This is a genomic window from Streptomyces albofaciens JCM 4342, from assembly GCF_008634025.1.
GTDB lineage: Bacteria > Actinomycetota > Actinomycetes > Streptomycetales > Streptomycetaceae > Streptomyces > Streptomyces albofaciens.
This window is the reverse complement of sequence record NZ_PDCM01000002.1, coordinates 3862832-3877638: the sequence shown is the minus strand read 5'-3', so window position 1 is coordinate 3877638 and position 14807 is coordinate 3862832. Positions and strand designations below refer to the sequence as shown.

17 protein-coding genes are annotated in these 14807 nt (G+C 72.0%); 12 read left to right on the top strand and 5 right to left on the bottom strand.

Annotated elements, in window-relative coordinates:
• Nucleotides 1-148: 148 nt before the first annotated feature.
• From CP973_RS36860 to CP973_RS36835, 6 genes are all read left to right on the top strand, one after another.
• Nucleotides 149-988: a response regulator transcription factor gene (locus tag CP973_RS36860; RefSeq protein WP_150248670.1), complete on the top strand. Its 840-nt coding sequence runs from the start codon at nucleotides 149-151 to the stop codon at nucleotides 986-988.
• A 24-nt stretch (nucleotides 989-1012) separates the two neighbouring features.
• Nucleotides 1013-2083: a LacI family DNA-binding transcriptional regulator gene (locus tag CP973_RS36855; protein ID WP_150248668.1), complete on the top strand. Its 1071-nt coding sequence runs from the start codon at nucleotides 1013-1015 to the stop codon at nucleotides 2081-2083.
• A gap of 135 nt (nucleotides 2084-2218) precedes the next feature.
• Entirely contained in the window at nucleotides 2219-3313 is a 1095-nt protein-coding gene (locus CP973_RS36850; RefSeq protein ID WP_150248665.1) for a S1C family serine protease, read from the top strand.
• Between the two features lie 254 nt (nucleotides 3314-3567).
• Nucleotides 3568-3864 carry a hypothetical protein gene (locus CP973_RS36845; RefSeq protein ID WP_150248662.1) on the top strand — a complete coding sequence of 99 codons (297 nt, stop codon included), beginning with the start codon at nucleotides 3568-3570 and terminating at the stop codon, nucleotides 3862-3864.
• A 161-nt stretch (nucleotides 3865-4025) separates the two neighbouring features.
• A complete protein-coding gene (locus tag CP973_RS36840; protein ID WP_150248659.1) occupies nucleotides 4026-4763 on the top strand; it encodes a response regulator transcription factor in 738 nt (245 codons plus the stop codon).
• On the top strand, nucleotides 4760-6259 hold the full coding sequence (locus CP973_RS36835; RefSeq protein ID WP_425282058.1) for a sensor histidine kinase: 1500 nt from the start codon (nucleotides 4760-4762) through the stop codon (nucleotides 6257-6259). The genes CP973_RS36840 and CP973_RS36835 overlap by 4 nt, the downstream gene beginning before the upstream one ends.
• Before the next feature lie 93 nt (nucleotides 6260-6352).
• Here CP973_RS36835 and CP973_RS36830 read toward each other — a convergent pair whose 3' ends face one another.
• Nucleotides 6353-7705 carry an LmeA family phospholipid-binding protein gene (locus CP973_RS36830; protein ID WP_150248656.1) on the bottom strand — a complete coding sequence of 451 codons (1353 nt, stop codon included), beginning with the start codon at nucleotides 7703-7705 and terminating at the stop codon, nucleotides 6353-6355.
• 323 nt (nucleotides 7706-8028) lie between these two features.
• Here CP973_RS36830 and CP973_RS36825 point away from each other — a divergent pair, with 323 nt between their 5' ends.
• A complete protein-coding gene (locus CP973_RS36825; RefSeq protein WP_150248653.1) occupies nucleotides 8029-8883 on the top strand; it encodes an SDR family oxidoreductase in 855 nt (284 codons plus the stop codon).
• Nucleotides 8884-8922: 39 nt separating this feature from the next.
• Here CP973_RS36825 and CP973_RS36820 read toward each other — a convergent pair whose 3' ends face one another.
• The gene (locus tag CP973_RS36820) at nucleotides 8923-9396 is read right to left on the bottom strand and encodes an ATP-binding protein (RefSeq protein WP_150248650.1); all 474 of its coding nucleotides are present in this window, start codon (nucleotides 9394-9396) and stop codon (nucleotides 8923-8925) included.
• Nucleotides 9397-9528: 132 nt separating this feature from the next.
• On the opposite strand from CP973_RS36820, the gene CP973_RS36815 reads away from it, so the two are divergent.
• Together CP973_RS36815 and CP973_RS36810 are read left to right on the top strand one after the other, a co-directional pair.
• A complete protein-coding gene (locus tag CP973_RS36815; RefSeq protein ID WP_150248647.1) occupies nucleotides 9529-10386 on the top strand; it encodes a helix-turn-helix domain-containing protein in 858 nt (285 codons plus the stop codon).
• Between the two features lie 10 nt (nucleotides 10387-10396).
• Complete coding sequence (locus CP973_RS36810; protein WP_150248644.1) at nucleotides 10397-10594, top strand: DUF397 domain-containing protein; 198 nt, start codon at nucleotides 10397-10399, stop codon at nucleotides 10592-10594.
• A 6-nt stretch (nucleotides 10595-10600) separates the two neighbouring features.
• Here the strand turns inward: CP973_RS36810 and CP973_RS36805 are convergent, their stop codons facing one another.
• Nucleotides 10601-11035 carry a VOC family protein gene (locus CP973_RS36805; RefSeq protein WP_150248641.1) on the bottom strand — a complete coding sequence of 145 codons (435 nt, stop codon included), beginning with the start codon at nucleotides 11033-11035 and terminating at the stop codon, nucleotides 10601-10603.
• 91 nt (nucleotides 11036-11126) lie between these two features.
• Between CP973_RS36805 and CP973_RS36800 the strand changes: the two genes are divergently transcribed.
• The gene (locus CP973_RS36800; RefSeq protein ID WP_150248638.1) at nucleotides 11127-11354 is read left to right on the top strand and encodes a DUF4287 domain-containing protein; all 228 of its coding nucleotides are present in this window, start codon (nucleotides 11127-11129) and stop codon (nucleotides 11352-11354) included.
• 25 nt (nucleotides 11355-11379) lie between these two features.
• On the opposite strand, the gene CP973_RS36795 is transcribed toward CP973_RS36800, so the two are convergent.
• Entirely contained in the window at nucleotides 11380-12096 is a 717-nt protein-coding gene (locus CP973_RS36795; RefSeq protein WP_150248635.1) for an NADPH-dependent F420 reductase, read from the bottom strand.
• Between the two features lie 179 nt (nucleotides 12097-12275).
• Entirely contained in the window at nucleotides 12276-12794 is a 519-nt protein-coding gene (locus CP973_RS36790) for a DUF3574 domain-containing protein (RefSeq protein WP_150248631.1), read from the bottom strand.
• A gap of 186 nt (nucleotides 12795-12980) precedes the next feature.
• Between CP973_RS36790 and CP973_RS36785 the strand changes: the two genes are divergently transcribed.
• Nucleotides 12981-13889, top strand: coding sequence for an META domain-containing protein (locus CP973_RS36785; protein WP_167538582.1), 909 nt, complete (start codon nucleotides 12981-12983; stop codon nucleotides 13887-13889).
• Nucleotides 13886-14806, top strand: coding sequence for an META domain-containing protein (locus tag CP973_RS36780; protein ID WP_150248626.1), 921 nt, complete (start codon nucleotides 13886-13888; stop codon nucleotides 14804-14806). Before CP973_RS36785 ends, CP973_RS36780 begins: the two co-directional genes overlap by 4 nt.
• The last annotated feature ends 1 nt before the right edge of the window (nucleotide 14807 follow it).

The window sequence follows — 14807 nt, the reverse complement described above, 5'->3', positions numbered from 1 at the left end:
GCCGCAGACGCCCCCATGCCGGGAAGAACGTCATGGGAGGGGCCCCGTTCGCAGGGACCGAGGAGGAACCAGACGTAATGGGCGAGCGAAGCGTGCAGGACACGAAGGGCAGTAAACGGCCGGCCGGGACCCGGGCGGGTGGTCGGCGATGAGCTCGTTGCTGCTCCTGACCAACGCCCTCCAGCCCTCGACGGAGGTGCTGCCCGCGCTCGGCCTGCTGCTCCACAGCGTGCGGGTCGCCCCCGCCGAGGGGCCGGCCCTGGTGGACACCCCCGGTGCCGACGTCATACTGATCGACGGGCGGCGTGACCTGCCGCACGTACGGTCGCTGTGCCAGCTGCTGCGCTCCACCGGCCCCGGCTGTCCCCTGGTGCTGGTGGTGACCGAGGGCGGGCTGGCCGCCGTCACCGCCGACTGGGGCATCGACGACGTCCTGCTGGACACCGCGGGCCCCGCCGAGGTCGAGGCCCGGCTGCGGCTGGCGATGGGCCGCCAGCAGATCACCGCCGACGACTGCCCGATGGAGATCCGCAACGGCGACCTGTCGGTGGACGAGGCGACCTACAGCGCCAAGCTCAAGGGCCGGGTCCTGGACCTGACCTTCAAGGAGTTCGAGCTGCTGAAGTACCTGGCGCAGCACCCGGGCCGGGTCTTCACCCGCGCCCAGCTGCTGCAAGAGGTCTGGGGCTACGACTACTTCGGCGGTACGCGGACCGTCGACGTGCACGTACGGCGGCTGCGCGCGAAGCTGGGCCCGGAGCACGAGTCGCTGATCGGCACCGTGCGCAACGTCGGCTACCGCTTCGTGACCCCGGAGAAGCCCGAGCGCGCGGCGGAGGACCGGGAGCCGAAGGACAAGCGCGGCGGCCGGTCCGCGGCGAACGGCGACGGCTCGGAGGACGGCGCGGGCGCGGGCGCGCGCCGCGGCACGCCCTCGCGCGCCGGTGCCGGGAGGGAAGCCGCCGCCGCTCGGCCTGCCGAGCGGTAGAACCACCCGCGTAGACTGCCGCGCGTGGCCAAGGTGACGCGGGATGATGTGGCAAAACTGGCGGGTACCTCGACCGCCGTGGTGAGTTACGTCATCAACAACGGACCGAGGCCGGTCGCCCCGGCCACGCGCGAGCGGGTGCTCGCCGCGATCAAGGAACTGGGGTACCGCCCGGACCGGGTGGCCCAGGCGATGGCGTCCCGGCGCACGGACCTCATAGGTCTGATCGTGCCGGACACCCGGCAGCCGTTCTTCGCGGAGATGGCGCACGCCGTCGAGCAGGCCGCCGCCGAGCGCGGAAAGATGGTCCTGGTCGGCAACGCCGACTACCTGGACGAGCGCGAAGTGCACTATTTGCGCGCTTTCTTGGGCATGCGGGTGGCCGGTCTGATCCTGATCAGCCAGGGGCCCAGCGAGCACGCCGCCGCCGAGATCGACGCCTGGGACGCCCGGGTGGTGCTGCTGCACCGGCGCCCCGACGCGATCGACGACGTGGCGGTGATGACGGACGACATCGGCGGCGCGCAGCTGGCGACCCGGCACCTGCTGGAGCACGGCCATCCGTACGTCGCCTTCCTCGGCGGCACGGAAGAGACGCCGAAGTCCGGCGACCCGGTCACCGACCACCTGGAGGGCTGGCGCCGGGCGATGGAGGAGTCCGGGAAGTCGCTCGAAGGCCGGTACTTCCAGGCGCCGTACAACCGTTACGACGCCTACCGGGTCGCCCTCGGGCTGCTCGCCGGCCCGGACCGGCCGCCGGCCATCATGTGCGCCACCGACGATCAGGCGATCGGCGTCCTGCGGGCCGCCCGCGAGCTGCGCATCGACGTACCGGGCGAACTGGCCGTGGCCGGGTTCGACGACGTCAAGGAAGCCGCGCTGACCGACCCGCCGCTGACCACGGTCGCCTCGGACCGGGTGGCGATGGCGCGGGCCGCGGTGGACCTGGTGCTGGACGACGGCCTGCGGGTGGTCGGCTCGCGGCGCGAGCGGCTGCGGCAGTTCCCGGCGCGGCTGGTCGTCCGGGGCTCGTGCGGCTGCGGCCCGGCGGCCGGCGGCCAGGTGCCGAGCGTCGACCAGTCGCCCCGCGGCTGACCCGGCCGGTCACCCCCCGCCAGGGCCGGAAAACCCCGCCCGGCCGATCTTCCTTACACCGGGCATACCTACTTCTGTCGGGCCTCTCAGGGCGTTCTCAGACGGTTCTCATGGTCGGCTCGCAAAGTCGGGTACATGACCGAGACGTACCGCCGAAGCGGCGACGAAGCACCTCAGTACCAGAGTTACGCCCATGAGCCGCAGGCGCAGGGCGGGACGAGCGGCGGGACGGGCGGCGCGGGCTATCCGCCGCCCCCGCCCCACCCGCCGTACGGCGCCGGGCAGCCGGCCGGCTTCGGCGGCCCCGGTGGCCCGGAAGGCCCCGACGCCACCGGTACGGACGCGCCCGCGCCGCGCCGCCGGGCCCGCCGCCCGGTCGCGCTGATCGCGGCCGTGGCGCTGGCCTCCGGCCTGATCGGCGGCGGCAGCGCCGCACTCATCGGCAATGCCACGGACCGGCCGCAGGCGAGCACGACCACCCCGGCGGTCAACGCGGGCTCGTCCAAGAGCGGCGGCGTCTCGGCGGTCGCCAAGGCGGTCAGCCCCGCCATAGTCGAGATCAAGGCGCGCACGTCCAGCGGCCAGTCCACCGGCTCCGGCGTGGTGATCACCCCGGACGGCGAGATCATCACCAACAACCACGTGGTGGCCGGCGCGTCCACGGTCGAGATCACCTTCAGCGACGGCAGCAAGAAGCAGGCCGACGTGGTGGGCACCGACCCGGACAAGGACCTGGCGCTGCTCAAGGTCAGGGGCGCCAAGAACCTCACCACCGCCTCGCTGGGCAACTCCGACAACCTGGCGGTGGGCGACGAGGTCGTCGCGATCGGCTCGCCCGAGGGCCTCACCGGCTCGGTCACCAGCGGCATCGTCTCCGCCCTCAAGCGTGATGTGACGGTCCCCAAGGACGAGGGACAGCAGCAGCAGGAGCAGGGCGGGCCCCGGTGGCCGTTCGAGTTCGGCGGCAACCAGTACAACGGCGACACCGGTTCGTCCAAGACCACGTACAAGGCCATCCAGACCGACGCGGCGCTCAACCCCGGCAACTCCGGCGGCGCGCTGATCGACATGAAGGGCCAGATCATCGGCATCAACTCCGCGATGTACTCGCCGAGTTCCGCACAGGGCAGCAGCTCGGCGGGGAGCGTCGGCCTGGGCTTCGCCATCCCGATCAACACGGTCAAGGCGGATCTGGCGAAGCTGCGGGCGGGGGGCGGCAGCGACAGCTGAGGCGGTGCGGTGACCGGCCCGCGTACGGCCACGTCCGAGGGGTGCGGTGACCCGCCCGCCCACGGCCACATCGGAGGCCGACCCGGCGCCACCTCCGCACCCGAAGCCCTCGGTAACCCGAAAACCTCCGCATCCTGAAGCCTTCAGCACCCCGAAGCCCCGGCACCACCACCCCTGAAACGTTTCCGCTCCGCCCGCCCTCCTGCCTCCTTCTCCCGCACCGCTCCCCGAACCTCACGTACCAGGAGGCCCCCATGGCCAGCAAGATCACCGTCCCGGTCCACCGTGCCCGCCGCGTCCTCGCGGCCGCCATCGCCTGGAGCGCCGGCGAGGAACGCCGCAGCGCGGGCGTGTGGACCGTCGACCACGGCGCGGACGCCCGCACCGGACCCGCCGACCTGGACCTGGCCCTCGACCTGGCGGAGGCCGAGGCGCGGGTGGCGGGAGCCCGTACGCGGCGTCCGGCCGAGGTCGCGGCGCGTACCCGCCCCAAGCGGCCCGCCGCCGCGAACCCGGCCCGGCCGCCCCGGGCAGCCGCCGCCCGGAGGTGAGCGCCACGCCCCCGTGCCCCGGCCGCGCGGTGCCGGCGCCCCCGCGCGCCCTGGACACCGTGCCGAGTGGCGTGCCCCGGCCGCCGACGTGCGAGGCTGACAGGCAGGACCGCGGAACCCCCGGTCAGCCGCCCACATCGACATCCGAGGTAGTCACAGCCATGAGCCCCGCCGAGCACGGTGATCAGCCCGCCCGCATCCTGATCGTCGACGACGAGCCGGCCGTCCGCGAGGCGCTGCAACGCTCCCTCGCCTTCGAGGGGTACGGGACCGAGCAGGCCGTCGACGGCCTCGACGCGGTCGAGAAGGTCGCCTCGTACGACCCCGAACTGATCGTCCTCGATGTGCTGATGCCCCGGATGGACGGGCTGACGGCCGCCCGGCGGCTGCGGGCGAGCGGCGTGACCGTACCGATTCTGATGCTGACCGCCCGCGACACGGTGGGCGACCGGGTGACCGGGCTGGACGCCGGCGCCGACGACTACCTCGTCAAACCGTTCGAGCTGGACGAACTCCTCGCCCGTATCCGCGCCCTGCTGCGCCGCAGCTCCTACGCGGCCGCGGCCGGCGCGCAGCCCGCGGAGGGCGACGCGCTGACCTTCGCCGACCTGCGGATGGACCTGGCCACACGGGAGGTGACCCGCGGAGGCCGGCAGGTCGAGCTGACCCGTACGGAATTCACGCTGCTGGAGATGTTCCTCGCACACCCGCGCCAGGTGCTCACCCGCGAGCAGATCCTCAAGGCGGTCTGGGGCTTCGACTTCGAGCCGACCTCCAACTCCCTGGACGTGTACGTGATGTACCTGCGCCGCAAAACGGAGGCGGGCGGCGAGCCGCGGCTGGTGCACACGGTGCGCGGGGTGGGATACGTGCTGCGGACCGAGGGCGGCGCCGAATGAGACGGGAACCGGCGGGCTCCGCACCGGCTCCCGCCGCCGGGAGGGGACCCGGCCTCAAGGAGCGCGTCGCGCACCGCTACCGGCAGCTCCCGCTGCGCTCCCGGCTGGCCATGCTCACGGCGGTCGCCGTCGCGATCGCCGTGGCCGCGTCGGCCGCCGCGTGCTGGGTGGTGACCCGGGACCGGCTGACGGAACAGGTCGACGAGACCCTCAAGCGCCAGGGGGTGGCCGCCGAGTACGTGCAGGACCTGGCGGGCAGGTGCAACAGCCCGGTGCCGGGCAACGTCCAGCTGCGGCTGCCCACGCCGTACACGGTGCAGATCGTGATGTCCGACGGCAGCGTCTGCACCTGGTGGGAGAAGACCCGCATCCCCGCGGAGGCGTCCGACGTGGATGTGGCGCAGGGCCGGTCCGGTGAGGCGCTGCACACCACCCGGGCCGCCGACGGGACGGAGATGAGGGTGATCACCCGTCCGTACCGCGGCCCGCTGATCGACGCGTCCGGCCACCAGGTCGCCGTCTCCATCGCGACCCCCATGGACCCGGTCACCCAGCCCCTCAACCAGCTCGCCCTCATCCTCCTGATCGTCACCGGCATCGGTGTGCTCGGCGCCGCCAGCGCGGGCCTGTGGGTGGCCCGGGCCGGTCTCAAACCCGTGGACCGGCTCACCGAAGCCGTGGAACACGTCGCCCGTACGGAGGACTTGACGATCCGCATCCCCGTCGAGGGCGAGGACGAGATCGCCCGGCTCTCGCGCTCCTTCAACTCCATGACCGCCGCGCTGGCCTCCTCCCGCGACCTCCAGCAGCAGCTGATCGCGGACGCCGGACACGAGCTGCGGACGCCGCTGACCTCGCTGCGTACCAACATCGACCTGCTGGTGCGCAGCGAGCAGTCCGGGCGGCAGCTGCCCCCCGGGGACAAGGAGGCGCTGCTGTCCTCGGTGAAGGCGCAGATGGGGGAGCTGGCCGCGCTCATCGGCGACCTCCAGGAACTCTCCCGTACGCCGGAGACCGGCCCGGGCGGCGCGGCCGCCGTACCGGTCGTCGCGCTGCACGACATCGTGGACTCGGCCCTGCGCCGCGCCCGGCTGCGCGGCCCGACGCTGGACATCACCGCCGAGCTGGACCCCTGGTACGTACGGGCCGAGCCGGCCGCGCTGGAGCGGGCGGTGGTCAACCTGCTCGACAACGCGGTCAAGTTCAGCCCGGAGGGCGGCGCCGTCGAGGTCGGCCTGCACAAGGGCGAGCTGCGGGTCCGCGACCACGGCCCCGGCATCCCCGAGGAGGAACTGCCGCACGTCTTCGAACGGTTCTGGCGCTCCCCGTCGGCCCGCAGCCTGCCGGGCAGCGGGCTCGGCCTGTCGATCGTGGCGCGTACGGCGTACCAGGCGGGCGGCACGGTGGAGCTGCGGGCGGCGGCGGGCGGCGGCACGGAGGCCCTGCTCACCCTGCCCGGGGCGGCCACGCCGCCGCCGGACCTGCCGGTGGGGTAGGGGGCGGCGTGGCCGGCCGGAGGGCTGAGCCGCCGGGCCTGCCGGAGGGACATGGGGCCGTCGCCGGGGCCGCTGGCGCGACCCCGGCGGGGCCTACTTCCCCTTGGCCTTGGCCGCGCTCCCGATCGGCAGCCCCGCGCCGGAGAACTTCACCCGGATCCCGTCCCGTTCCACCGAGATGTCCCGCAGCCGCACGTCACCGGGCGTCTTGGGCAGCCGGAAGGAGAGCGACAGCCGGTCGGCGAGCTGTGGCTTGGTCAGGCCGGACAGCGCGCCCAGGATCTTCGGGTCGATGCCGACCTTCTGGAGCAGCCACGGGTGGTCGACCACCACGTCGACGAGGTTGACCTGCATCAGCTGCTCGATGAAGCGCGGCGCGCCGGTCAGTTCGTGCAGCTTCTTCTCGTTCCGCAGCGCTTCGTCGATGGCCTGCCGCGGAATCCCGAGGCGCTCCGCGATGGCGGGCACGCCCAGCATGGCCTTCACCTTGGCGGCCTGCCGGGCCACCTCGGCCGCGGCCTTGCGGGTCAGCCGCAGGCCCTCCTCCTTGCCGGTGCCCGGCCGGTAGACGGCCACGTCCGCGATGTCCAGCCGCATCTTGCTGATGTCCGTGCTGATCCCGCGGTCGCCGGCCTGCCGGATGTGCGCCTCCGCCTGGACGCGCAGCTCGTGCCCGGCGATCGGCAGCTGCCCGACCGCGCGCACGGAGTTCGGCCCCAGCTCACTGAACTTGACCTGCGAAGCGCCCAGTTCCCGGTTCATGTCGTCGAACGACAGCAGCACGGTGCCCTGCATGCTGCCGACCGTGGCGCCCGTGAGGGAGGTGGGCAGGTCGCCGACGATCCGTACGTCCTTCGCGGTCGCCTCGACCTTGGCCAGCGACACCCGGTCGGCCGCGAGGTCCGGAATGGTGACGTCCACCTGGTCCAGCCGCTTGCCGACGACCTGCGTCAGGAACGGGAACCCCTTGATGTCCACTTCCGGAGCGGCGTTCAGATGCAGCGAGTCCTTCATCTTCTCCGCGGCCGCGTGCTGCGCGTACAGCACGGCGAACCGGTCGGACAGGGCCAGGAACGCCGCGCACACCAGGACCGCGACCAGCAGTTTCGCCGTCTTCGGCACCGCGGCGAAGCGGCCGATGCCGCGCTTGCGGCGGCGGTGGTTCGGCGGCGTCCAGGCCTGCGGGTCGTCCTCTTCCGAGCGCAGGCCCAGGCCCAGCGGGTCGTCGCTGTCGTCGCGCTCGTTGAGGTACGTACGCCGGGTCAGCCGCGCCGGGCCGCTCGCGGGCTCCGCGCCCGGGTCCGGCTCGGGGTCGGCCAGCGCGGCCAGGTCCGCGTACGGATTGATCTTCTCGAACTTCGCGGTGTCGCCCGTGTCCGGGCCGGGGGCCCGGCCGCCGTCCCGGTGCGTTCCGCCGCCGTCGCCCGTACCGGCTGTACTGCCCATATCGCCCGTGCTGCCCTGTTCGTCACGCGCGGCCGCGGAGGGGGATCGCCGGTCCGCTGCTGCCGTCTGCGCCGCTGTTCTTGCTTCCGAGGTGTCCGGTGTGGGGGGAGGGTCCGAGGAGGGTGAGGGTATGCGTGTGGGGATGCGCATCAGGACATCCCACCATGCGTACAACCCTCGAACGCAAGTCCTACTGGCGGTAAGTGAGGTATGCGCGGGCTTGTACCGCCCGCTTGTCCGGAACCGTCCGGCCGGGAATTCCCCGCGCGTCCCGGCGTTGACCGGAAGCAACAGCCTCGCCGCACCCTTTGGAGGGCCTCGCGATGATCGTAGTAACCGGCGCCACCGGCAACATCGGCCGCAGTCTGGTCGGCCACCTGCTCGCGGAGGGCGCCGCCGTACGCGCGCTGACCCGCGACCCCGAGCGGGCCGGACTGCCGGCCGCGGCCGAGACGGTACGGGCCGACCTGACCGACCCGTCCTCGCTCGAACCGGCCCTGAACGGTGCCGACGCGCTCTTCCTCAACCTGGCGGCGGGCGGCGGCGACGCGGCCCGCGCCGTCGTGGACGCGGCGGTGAAGGCCGGGGTGCGCCGTATCGTCCTCAACTCCTCCATCGCCGTCACCGACGGCCCGCAGGACGACGACAACTTCCTCGCCCGGATGCACGGCGCGGTGGAGGACGCGGTACGCGCCTCCGGCCTGGAGTGGACCTTCGTACGCGGCGGCGCGTACGCCGCCAACGCGCTCCAGTGGGCCGCGGAGATCCGGGAGGGCGGCGTGGTCCGCGACCCGCACCCCGGGGCCGCCACCTCGCCCGTGCACGAGGACGACCTCGCCGCGGTCGCCGCCGCGGCCCTCCTGGACACCACGGGCGCGCACGCGGGCCGGGCGTACGTCGTCACCGGACCGGCGTCCCTCACCCGGGAGGAGCAGGTCGCCATCATCGGCCGGGTCGTCGGCCGCCCGACGCGGGTGGAGACGATCTCCGAGGAGCAGGCCGCCGAGGAGCGCGCGACACCGGGGATCCCGAAGGAGACCCTGCTCCAGCTCTTCCGCCTCTTCGCCACCGCCGTCGGCACGACGGCCCCGGTCACGGACACCGTCGAGCAGATCACCGGCCGCCCGGCCCGCACGTTCGAGCAGTGGGCCGAGGACCACGCCGCCGACTTCCGCTGACCCGCCGGGCGCCCGCGGCTCGCTTCCCCACGCCCTTCCTCACGCCGCGACGTCGAACGCGTCGCGCCCCGTGACCAGCTCGAACCAGAGCGCCTTCCCGTCCAGCCCGAAGAGCTCCGCCCCGATCGGGTGCCCGCCCCAGTTGGCCGCGCAGAGCCGGACGAGCAACAGCCCGCGTCCGGCCTCCGCGTCCGGGGCGGCACCCGGCCCGCCGCCGAACACATCAACAGGCCGGTCGAACGACGCCGGAATCACCGGATCGGTATCCCACACACTGACCCGAACCCGGTCCTCCCGCACGCGCCGCACCCGCACCGAGGAGGGCCCGTCGGTGTGCTGGTACGCGTTGGTCACCAGCTCACTGGTCAACAGCTCGGCCACCTCGGTCAGTTCCTCCATGCCGTGGTGGTCAAGCGCGGCACGCAGTATCACCCGCGCGATGCGGGGTGCCCCGGGGGAGCGGGGGAGTTGGAGGGTGTAGGCCCAGTTCTGGGGCGGGGATACGGTGGCCATGGCAGTCTCCCGTCAGGGGATGCGAGGAGTGACGTGGCACACACGGTAGGGCTACAGGTGGCCTATATTCCATCGCGACGACGGAATGAAGGCTAAGTCCCTCTGTGTGGGTGACCCAGGGGGCAGGAAGGGATGCTGGTGCCATCAAGTGCTCCACCAACGCTGCGGCAGCGGCGACTCGGGATTGAGCTGCGCAAACTTCGCGAGCGTGCAGGCCTGTCCACGACCGGGGCAGCCGAGATGCTGGGCGTCAACCAATCGCGCATCAGCAACATCGAGTCGGGCAGGTACGCCGTCGGACCCGAACGGGTGCGGGTCATGGCCCACAACTACGCGTGCGTTGACGATCGGCTCATCAGTGCCCTGGCCGCCATGACGGGCGGACGCACGCGTGGTTGGTGGGAGGAGTACCGCGAGCTGCTCCCCGGCAGCATGCTCGACCTGGCTGAACTCGAACACCACGCCACGGCCTTGCGCGTCGCGTCCGTCGTCCACCTGCCCGGGCTCCTCCAGACTGCGGCTCACGCCCGGGCCATCTTCAGCGAGGTTGTCCCGAAGCTGGCGGCCTATGAGATCGAACATCGGGTCTCGCACCGGATCAAGCGGCAGGCCATACTCCACGGTGACCAGCCGACGCCGGTGACGGTGGTGCTGCACGAGGCGGCCCTGCGCATGGGCTTCGGAGGCCGGGAGACCGCCCGGGAGCAGCTGAAGCACCTGAACGAGATGGGCGAGAACGACCACGTGACCGTCGTGGTCATCCCGTTCGGAGGAGGTGCCTTCCCCGGCTCCGAGCAGCCCATCGTGTACGTATCCGCGGCGGTACCGCAGCTCGACACCGTCCAGCTCGACACGGACCACGGGCAGGAGTTCCTGGACGCGGAGGCCCAGTTGGGGAAGTACCGGTCGGTGCTCGACCGAATGGAAGGGTGCGCCCTCACGCCGGACAAGTCCCGCGATCTGATCCACGGCGTCATCCGCGAACTGTGAAAGGGGACTGATGGACCAGGGCACATGGCAGAAGTCGTCGTTCAGCGGCGAGGGGGCGAACTGCGTATACGTAGCCGCGGAAGAGGGAGGTGAGGGCATCAGCCTGATGGAGAGCGACGCCCCCGACACCGTCCTCAGGGCCGCGCCGCAGGGGCTGCGCGGCCTCATAGCCCACGTCAAGGCGGGCAGGCTCGACCGGAGGGGCTAGTTCCGCTCAGTCGAGGCAGAACTCGTTGCCCTCGACGTCCTGCATGAGGATGCACGACTCGTTGAACTCGTCGGCCAGCAGCACGTGCACGCGCGTCGCGCCGAGCGCGACCAGTCGTGCGCACTCGGCTTCGAGCGCGGCGAGGCGTTCTTCGCCCACGAGCCCGGTGCCGACCCGTACGTCGAGGTGCACCCGGTTCTTGACGACCTTGCCTTCGGGGACGCGCTGGAAGTACAGGCGCGGGCCCACGCCCGTGGGGTCGCCGCAGGCGAACGACGCGCCCTGCCGCTCCGGCGGCAGCGAGCGGTCGTATGCGTCCCATGTGGCGAACCCCTCCGGTGGCGGCGGTACGACGTACCCCAGCACCTCGCACCAGAAGCGGGCGACGCGCTCGGGTTCCGCGCAGTCGAAGGTGATCTGTACCTGCCTGATTGCCGACATCGGCGCAACATAGCAGGGGGACCAGCCGCCCGACCTCTCATTTTCCGGCGGAGGCAGAGGCGTTGTCAGTGGTGGGTGCCAGACTGCGGACATGACTGAAACCGTTGTCAAGGGTCCGGCCAGTTACTTCCCGTCGATCGAGAAGAAGTACGGGAAGCCGATAGCCGAGTGGAAGGACCTCATCCGCGCTTCGCCGCTGGGCAAGCACATGGAGCTGGTCGGCTGGCTCAAGGCCGAGCACGGGATGGGGCACGGGCACGCCAACGCGCTGGTCGCGCACACCCTCGCGGAGGACAAGGAGAAGGGCGGGGGCGAGTAGGCCGGGTGCGGGCGGGCGGCGCCGCTCAGTACGTGCGGTGGGCGACGCGTACGCGCTGGGCGTGGGCGAGGGCCGTGCGCAGGCCCTCGGCCGGTACGGGCAGGCCCGGCACGTCGGACAGGCGCTCGCGCGGGGCGTCCGGGTCGGCGGCGTACAGCCGGGTGTAGGCGGCCGACTCCGGCTCGAAGCGCCAGCTCTCGGCCAGCGGCCCGACATCCACCGTGTCGAAGCCGAGCCGGTCGATCAGGGCCGCCGCCGACCGCTTCGCGTCGCCGTCGTCGCCGGCGATGGGCAGCGCGGACCGGTCCGGTGCGGCGGTGGGGCGGGCGAGTTGGGGGATGTGGTGCGCCAGGATGTTGTTGAACGCCTTGACGAGGCGGGCCCCGGGCAGGTGCTGCCGCACCAGTTCGCCGGTGGTCAGCTCCTCGGTGTCGAGCGGGGTGATCCGGCCGTCGCGCCGCGGGTAGTAATTGCTGGTGTCCAGGACGATCCGGCCGCGCAGGGCGGACGCGGGGAGGCTGGGCACGGCCGTCAGGGGGACGGCGGTCACGACGATGTCACCGGCCAGCGCGGCGTCCTCGGCGGTGCCCGCCGTGGCCGACGGCCCCAGTTCGCCGGTGAGCCGGCCAAGGGTCTCCGGGCCGCGGGAGTTGGCCAGGACGACGGGCAGGCCGGCGGCCACCGCCAGCCGGGCGACCGCCGCGCCGATGTGCCCGCTGCCGATGATTCCCAGAGTCGTCATGGCCCTCAACCTCGCTGCTGTCGTGGCGGATCGTCGGCCCGGCCGGGCGCGCGGGTGCACCCCCCTGTCGCCCCCGGCCGGGTGGGGCCACCCTAGCCCATGTTCTCCTATGGGTGAACATGATTGAGGCGTGGTCGCCGTCCGGCCGGGGACATCGCTGGACGGGTCTTCGGCCACCATCAGAAGTCCACCCTCGCGCGGTCGTCGATACGGGCCACGGACTCCTGGCCGAAGCGCTTCAGGTAGGCGGCGCGGATCTGCTCGATCTTCGGGTCGTTGGGCCCGGCCTCGGACGTCGGATAGAGCAGGATCAGCTCGTACGAGCGCTCCCGCTCGATCGTGCCGTGGGAGTCGCGGTACTGCCCGTAGCCGTCCTGCACCGTCAGCCCGGCGGGAAAGCGCGGCGTGACGTACGCGTCGACGAAGGCGTGGAACTCCTTGTCGGTGACCGGGGGCCCGCCGTTCGGCCGGGCGGTGCCGAACAGGAGGCTCGTCTCGATGTACGGGCGCCCCTCGGCCTGGCGGGACGGGACGGCGGCGCTCGTGGCGGCGGGCCGGTCATCGTCGGTGAGTGCCGCGTACGCGGTGGGCGCGCCGGCGCCCAGGAGCGCGGCGCCGAGCGTGACCGCGGCCAGGCGCGACCGGGAGCGGCGGGGTCCGCGAGAGGTGCGGGAGAGGCGGTCGGAGGTCGGTGTCATCGGCTGTTCCCTTCGGGAAGGAAAGCGTGAGGTGGGCCGTTTCCCTTGTGCTGCGACGCGCTGAGAGGGTGGTGAGTGAGAGCGGGCCTGTCGAGTCTGGGGGAGTGGGGAGCCGTGGCGTTGGGGAATGGGTGGTTTCGGCGGACTCGCCGGTACTGCCGGTCCGTCATCCGGCCGGCCGGCGCCTTGGCGCTGACCGGCGTACTGCTGGCGTGCGGGACGCACACCGGGGTCAAGGACGCGGAGCGCGAGGAAACCGGAGCCGCCCAGCCGCGCGGGACCACGCCGGAACCGACACCCTCCCGCGTCCCCTTCACCGGCACGCACTGGAACATCGAACGGCTGCGGCTGGACGACGGCGTGACGGCGGCCCCGCACGGCTCGGCCTGGTTCGCATTCGACGGTCGCGGGCGCGTGACGGGCAGCCTCGGGTGCCACCGCTTCCGGGCCGACGCCGATATCGACGGGAGGCAGGTACGCATCGGAGAAGTACGGGTTTCCGATGCCTCGTCGGCTTCCGGGCACGGCGGGCAGCGGGAGTGCAGCCGCGAACAGGTCACGTTCGAGAAGTACGTGAAAACGCTGCTGCGCGGCGGTCTGCGGGTCGACAGCGGCCCCTCGGCGGACATGGGGTTTCTCGTCGACCCCCGCAAGGACGGATTCCAGTTGCAACGCGGTGCCCCCGCACCCCTCATCGGCACCAAATGGTCCGTGCAATCCCTGTACGAGGAGGACACCCAGGTGCCGCTGACCGAGATCGCCCCGGGCATCGGTGAGGTCCACGTGGTCTTCGCGGGCGACGGCACCGTACGCGGCAACCTCGGCTGCAACGACTTCGAGGCGAGGGCGGAGGTCGCCGCGACGACCATCAGGTTCTCCGATCCGGTCACCACGACGCACCGAACGTGCGACGACAGCGCCAAGGCGGTGGAGAAGCGCCTGTTGAAGGTCTTCCGTGAGCAAGCGAAATACCGCCTGGACCACGACACGATGGGCGTCAGCACCGGAAATGACGTCCCGGCCCTGGTGGGCGGCTTCTCCGCGCGAAAGGCCGTCGTCACGGAAGAAGAGCAGAAGGAGGGGGAGGGCAAGTGACCCACACGCCATTCGGTGGCAGGGGAGCGCGGCGCACGGCCATGGCGTCGGCCGCCCTGCTGGTGGGCGTGGCCGGTCTCGTCGGCTGTGGCGCGGACCGTACGACGCAGGGCCAAGAGGGCGGCGGGGCCGGCACGGCACCCGCGTCGGACGGTTCCTCGTCCGACGCGGAGAATCGGCTCCCGCTGGCCGGTCCGCACTGGGACATATGGGAACTGTCCGTCGGGGACAGCGGGCTGAAGCGGGCGCCGCGGGGTGCGGCCTGGGTGACGTTCGACGGTGCCGGTGCGGCGTCCGGGAATTTCGGCTGCCACGGGTTCCGGGCGAAGGCCGATATCAAGGGCGACACGGTGGCGGTGCGGGACCGGGAGACCCTGCCGGGCCCGGAGGGTGCAAAGAGCTGTGACGCGCGGCAGCTGGGCTACGAAAAGGACGTTCGGCAGATCCTCGACGGCAAGCTGAAGATCACCACCAATTACTCCTGGGTGAACCTGACCGACTCGCACGGGTCGAAACTCGTGCTGCACAAGAACCGGCCTTTCCCCCTCGTCGGCACTGAATGGGATGTCACCAAGCTCAGTTACATGGACGAGGAGTGGCCGATCCACGAAGACGCCCCGGGCATCGGCAAGGTGTATGTCGTCCTCGACGCGGACGGTACCTTCCACGGGAACTTCGGCTGCAACGACTACCGGGGCAAGGCCGGCATCGGCCCGAAGACCATCAAGTTCTCGCAGGCCGAACCGACCACGGACAAGCGGTGCTCGGAAGCGGTGATGGACAGGGAGGAATCGGTGCGCAAGCGTTTCGATCAGACGGTGGGGTACCAATTGGGGCCGGACTGGCTGCTCGGGACGACATACCCGTACGACAACCTGGCCACCGGCTTCGTGGCGGGCGCCAAGGGAAAGCGCTGAG

Coding starts and splice junctions, on each gene's coding strand:
- CP973_RS36860 (WP_150248670.1), top strand. CDS start 149: ATGAGCTCGTTGCTGCTCCTGACCAACGCCCTCCAGCCCTCGACGGAG.
- CP973_RS36850 (WP_150248665.1), top strand. CDS start 2,219: ATGACCGAGACGTACCGCCGAAGCGGCGACGAAGCACCTCAGTACCAG.
- CP973_RS36845 (WP_150248662.1), top strand. CDS start 3,568: ATGGCCAGCAAGATCACCGTCCCGGTCCACCGTGCCCGCCGCGTCCTC.
- CP973_RS36840 (WP_150248659.1), top strand. CDS start 4,026: ATGAGCCCCGCCGAGCACGGTGATCAGCCCGCCCGCATCCTGATCGTC.
- CP973_RS36835 (WP_425282058.1), top strand. CDS start 4,760: ATGAGACGGGAACCGGCGGGCTCCGCACCGGCTCCCGCCGCCGGGAGG.
- CP973_RS36830 (WP_150248656.1), bottom strand. CDS start 7,705: ATGGGCAGTACAGCCGGTACGGGCGACGGCGGCGGAACGCACCGGGAC.
- CP973_RS36825 (WP_150248653.1), top strand. CDS start 8,029: ATGATCGTAGTAACCGGCGCCACCGGCAACATCGGCCGCAGTCTGGTC.
- CP973_RS36820 (WP_150248650.1), bottom strand. CDS start 9,396: ATGGCCACCGTATCCCCGCCCCAGAACTGGGCCTACACCCTCCAACTC.
- CP973_RS36815 (WP_150248647.1), top strand. CDS start 9,529: ATGCTGGTGCCATCAAGTGCTCCACCAACGCTGCGGCAGCGGCGACTC.
- CP973_RS36810 (WP_150248644.1), top strand. CDS start 10,397: ATGGACCAGGGCACATGGCAGAAGTCGTCGTTCAGCGGCGAGGGGGCG.
- CP973_RS36805 (WP_150248641.1), bottom strand. CDS start 11,035: ATGTCGGCAATCAGGCAGGTACAGATCACCTTCGACTGCGCGGAACCC.
- CP973_RS36800 (WP_150248638.1), top strand. CDS start 11,127: ATGACTGAAACCGTTGTCAAGGGTCCGGCCAGTTACTTCCCGTCGATC.
- CP973_RS36795 (WP_150248635.1), bottom strand. CDS start 12,096: ATGACGACTCTGGGAATCATCGGCAGCGGGCACATCGGCGCGGCGGTC.
- CP973_RS36790 (WP_150248631.1), bottom strand. CDS start 12,794: ATGACACCGACCTCCGACCGCCTCTCCCGCACCTCTCGCGGACCCCGC.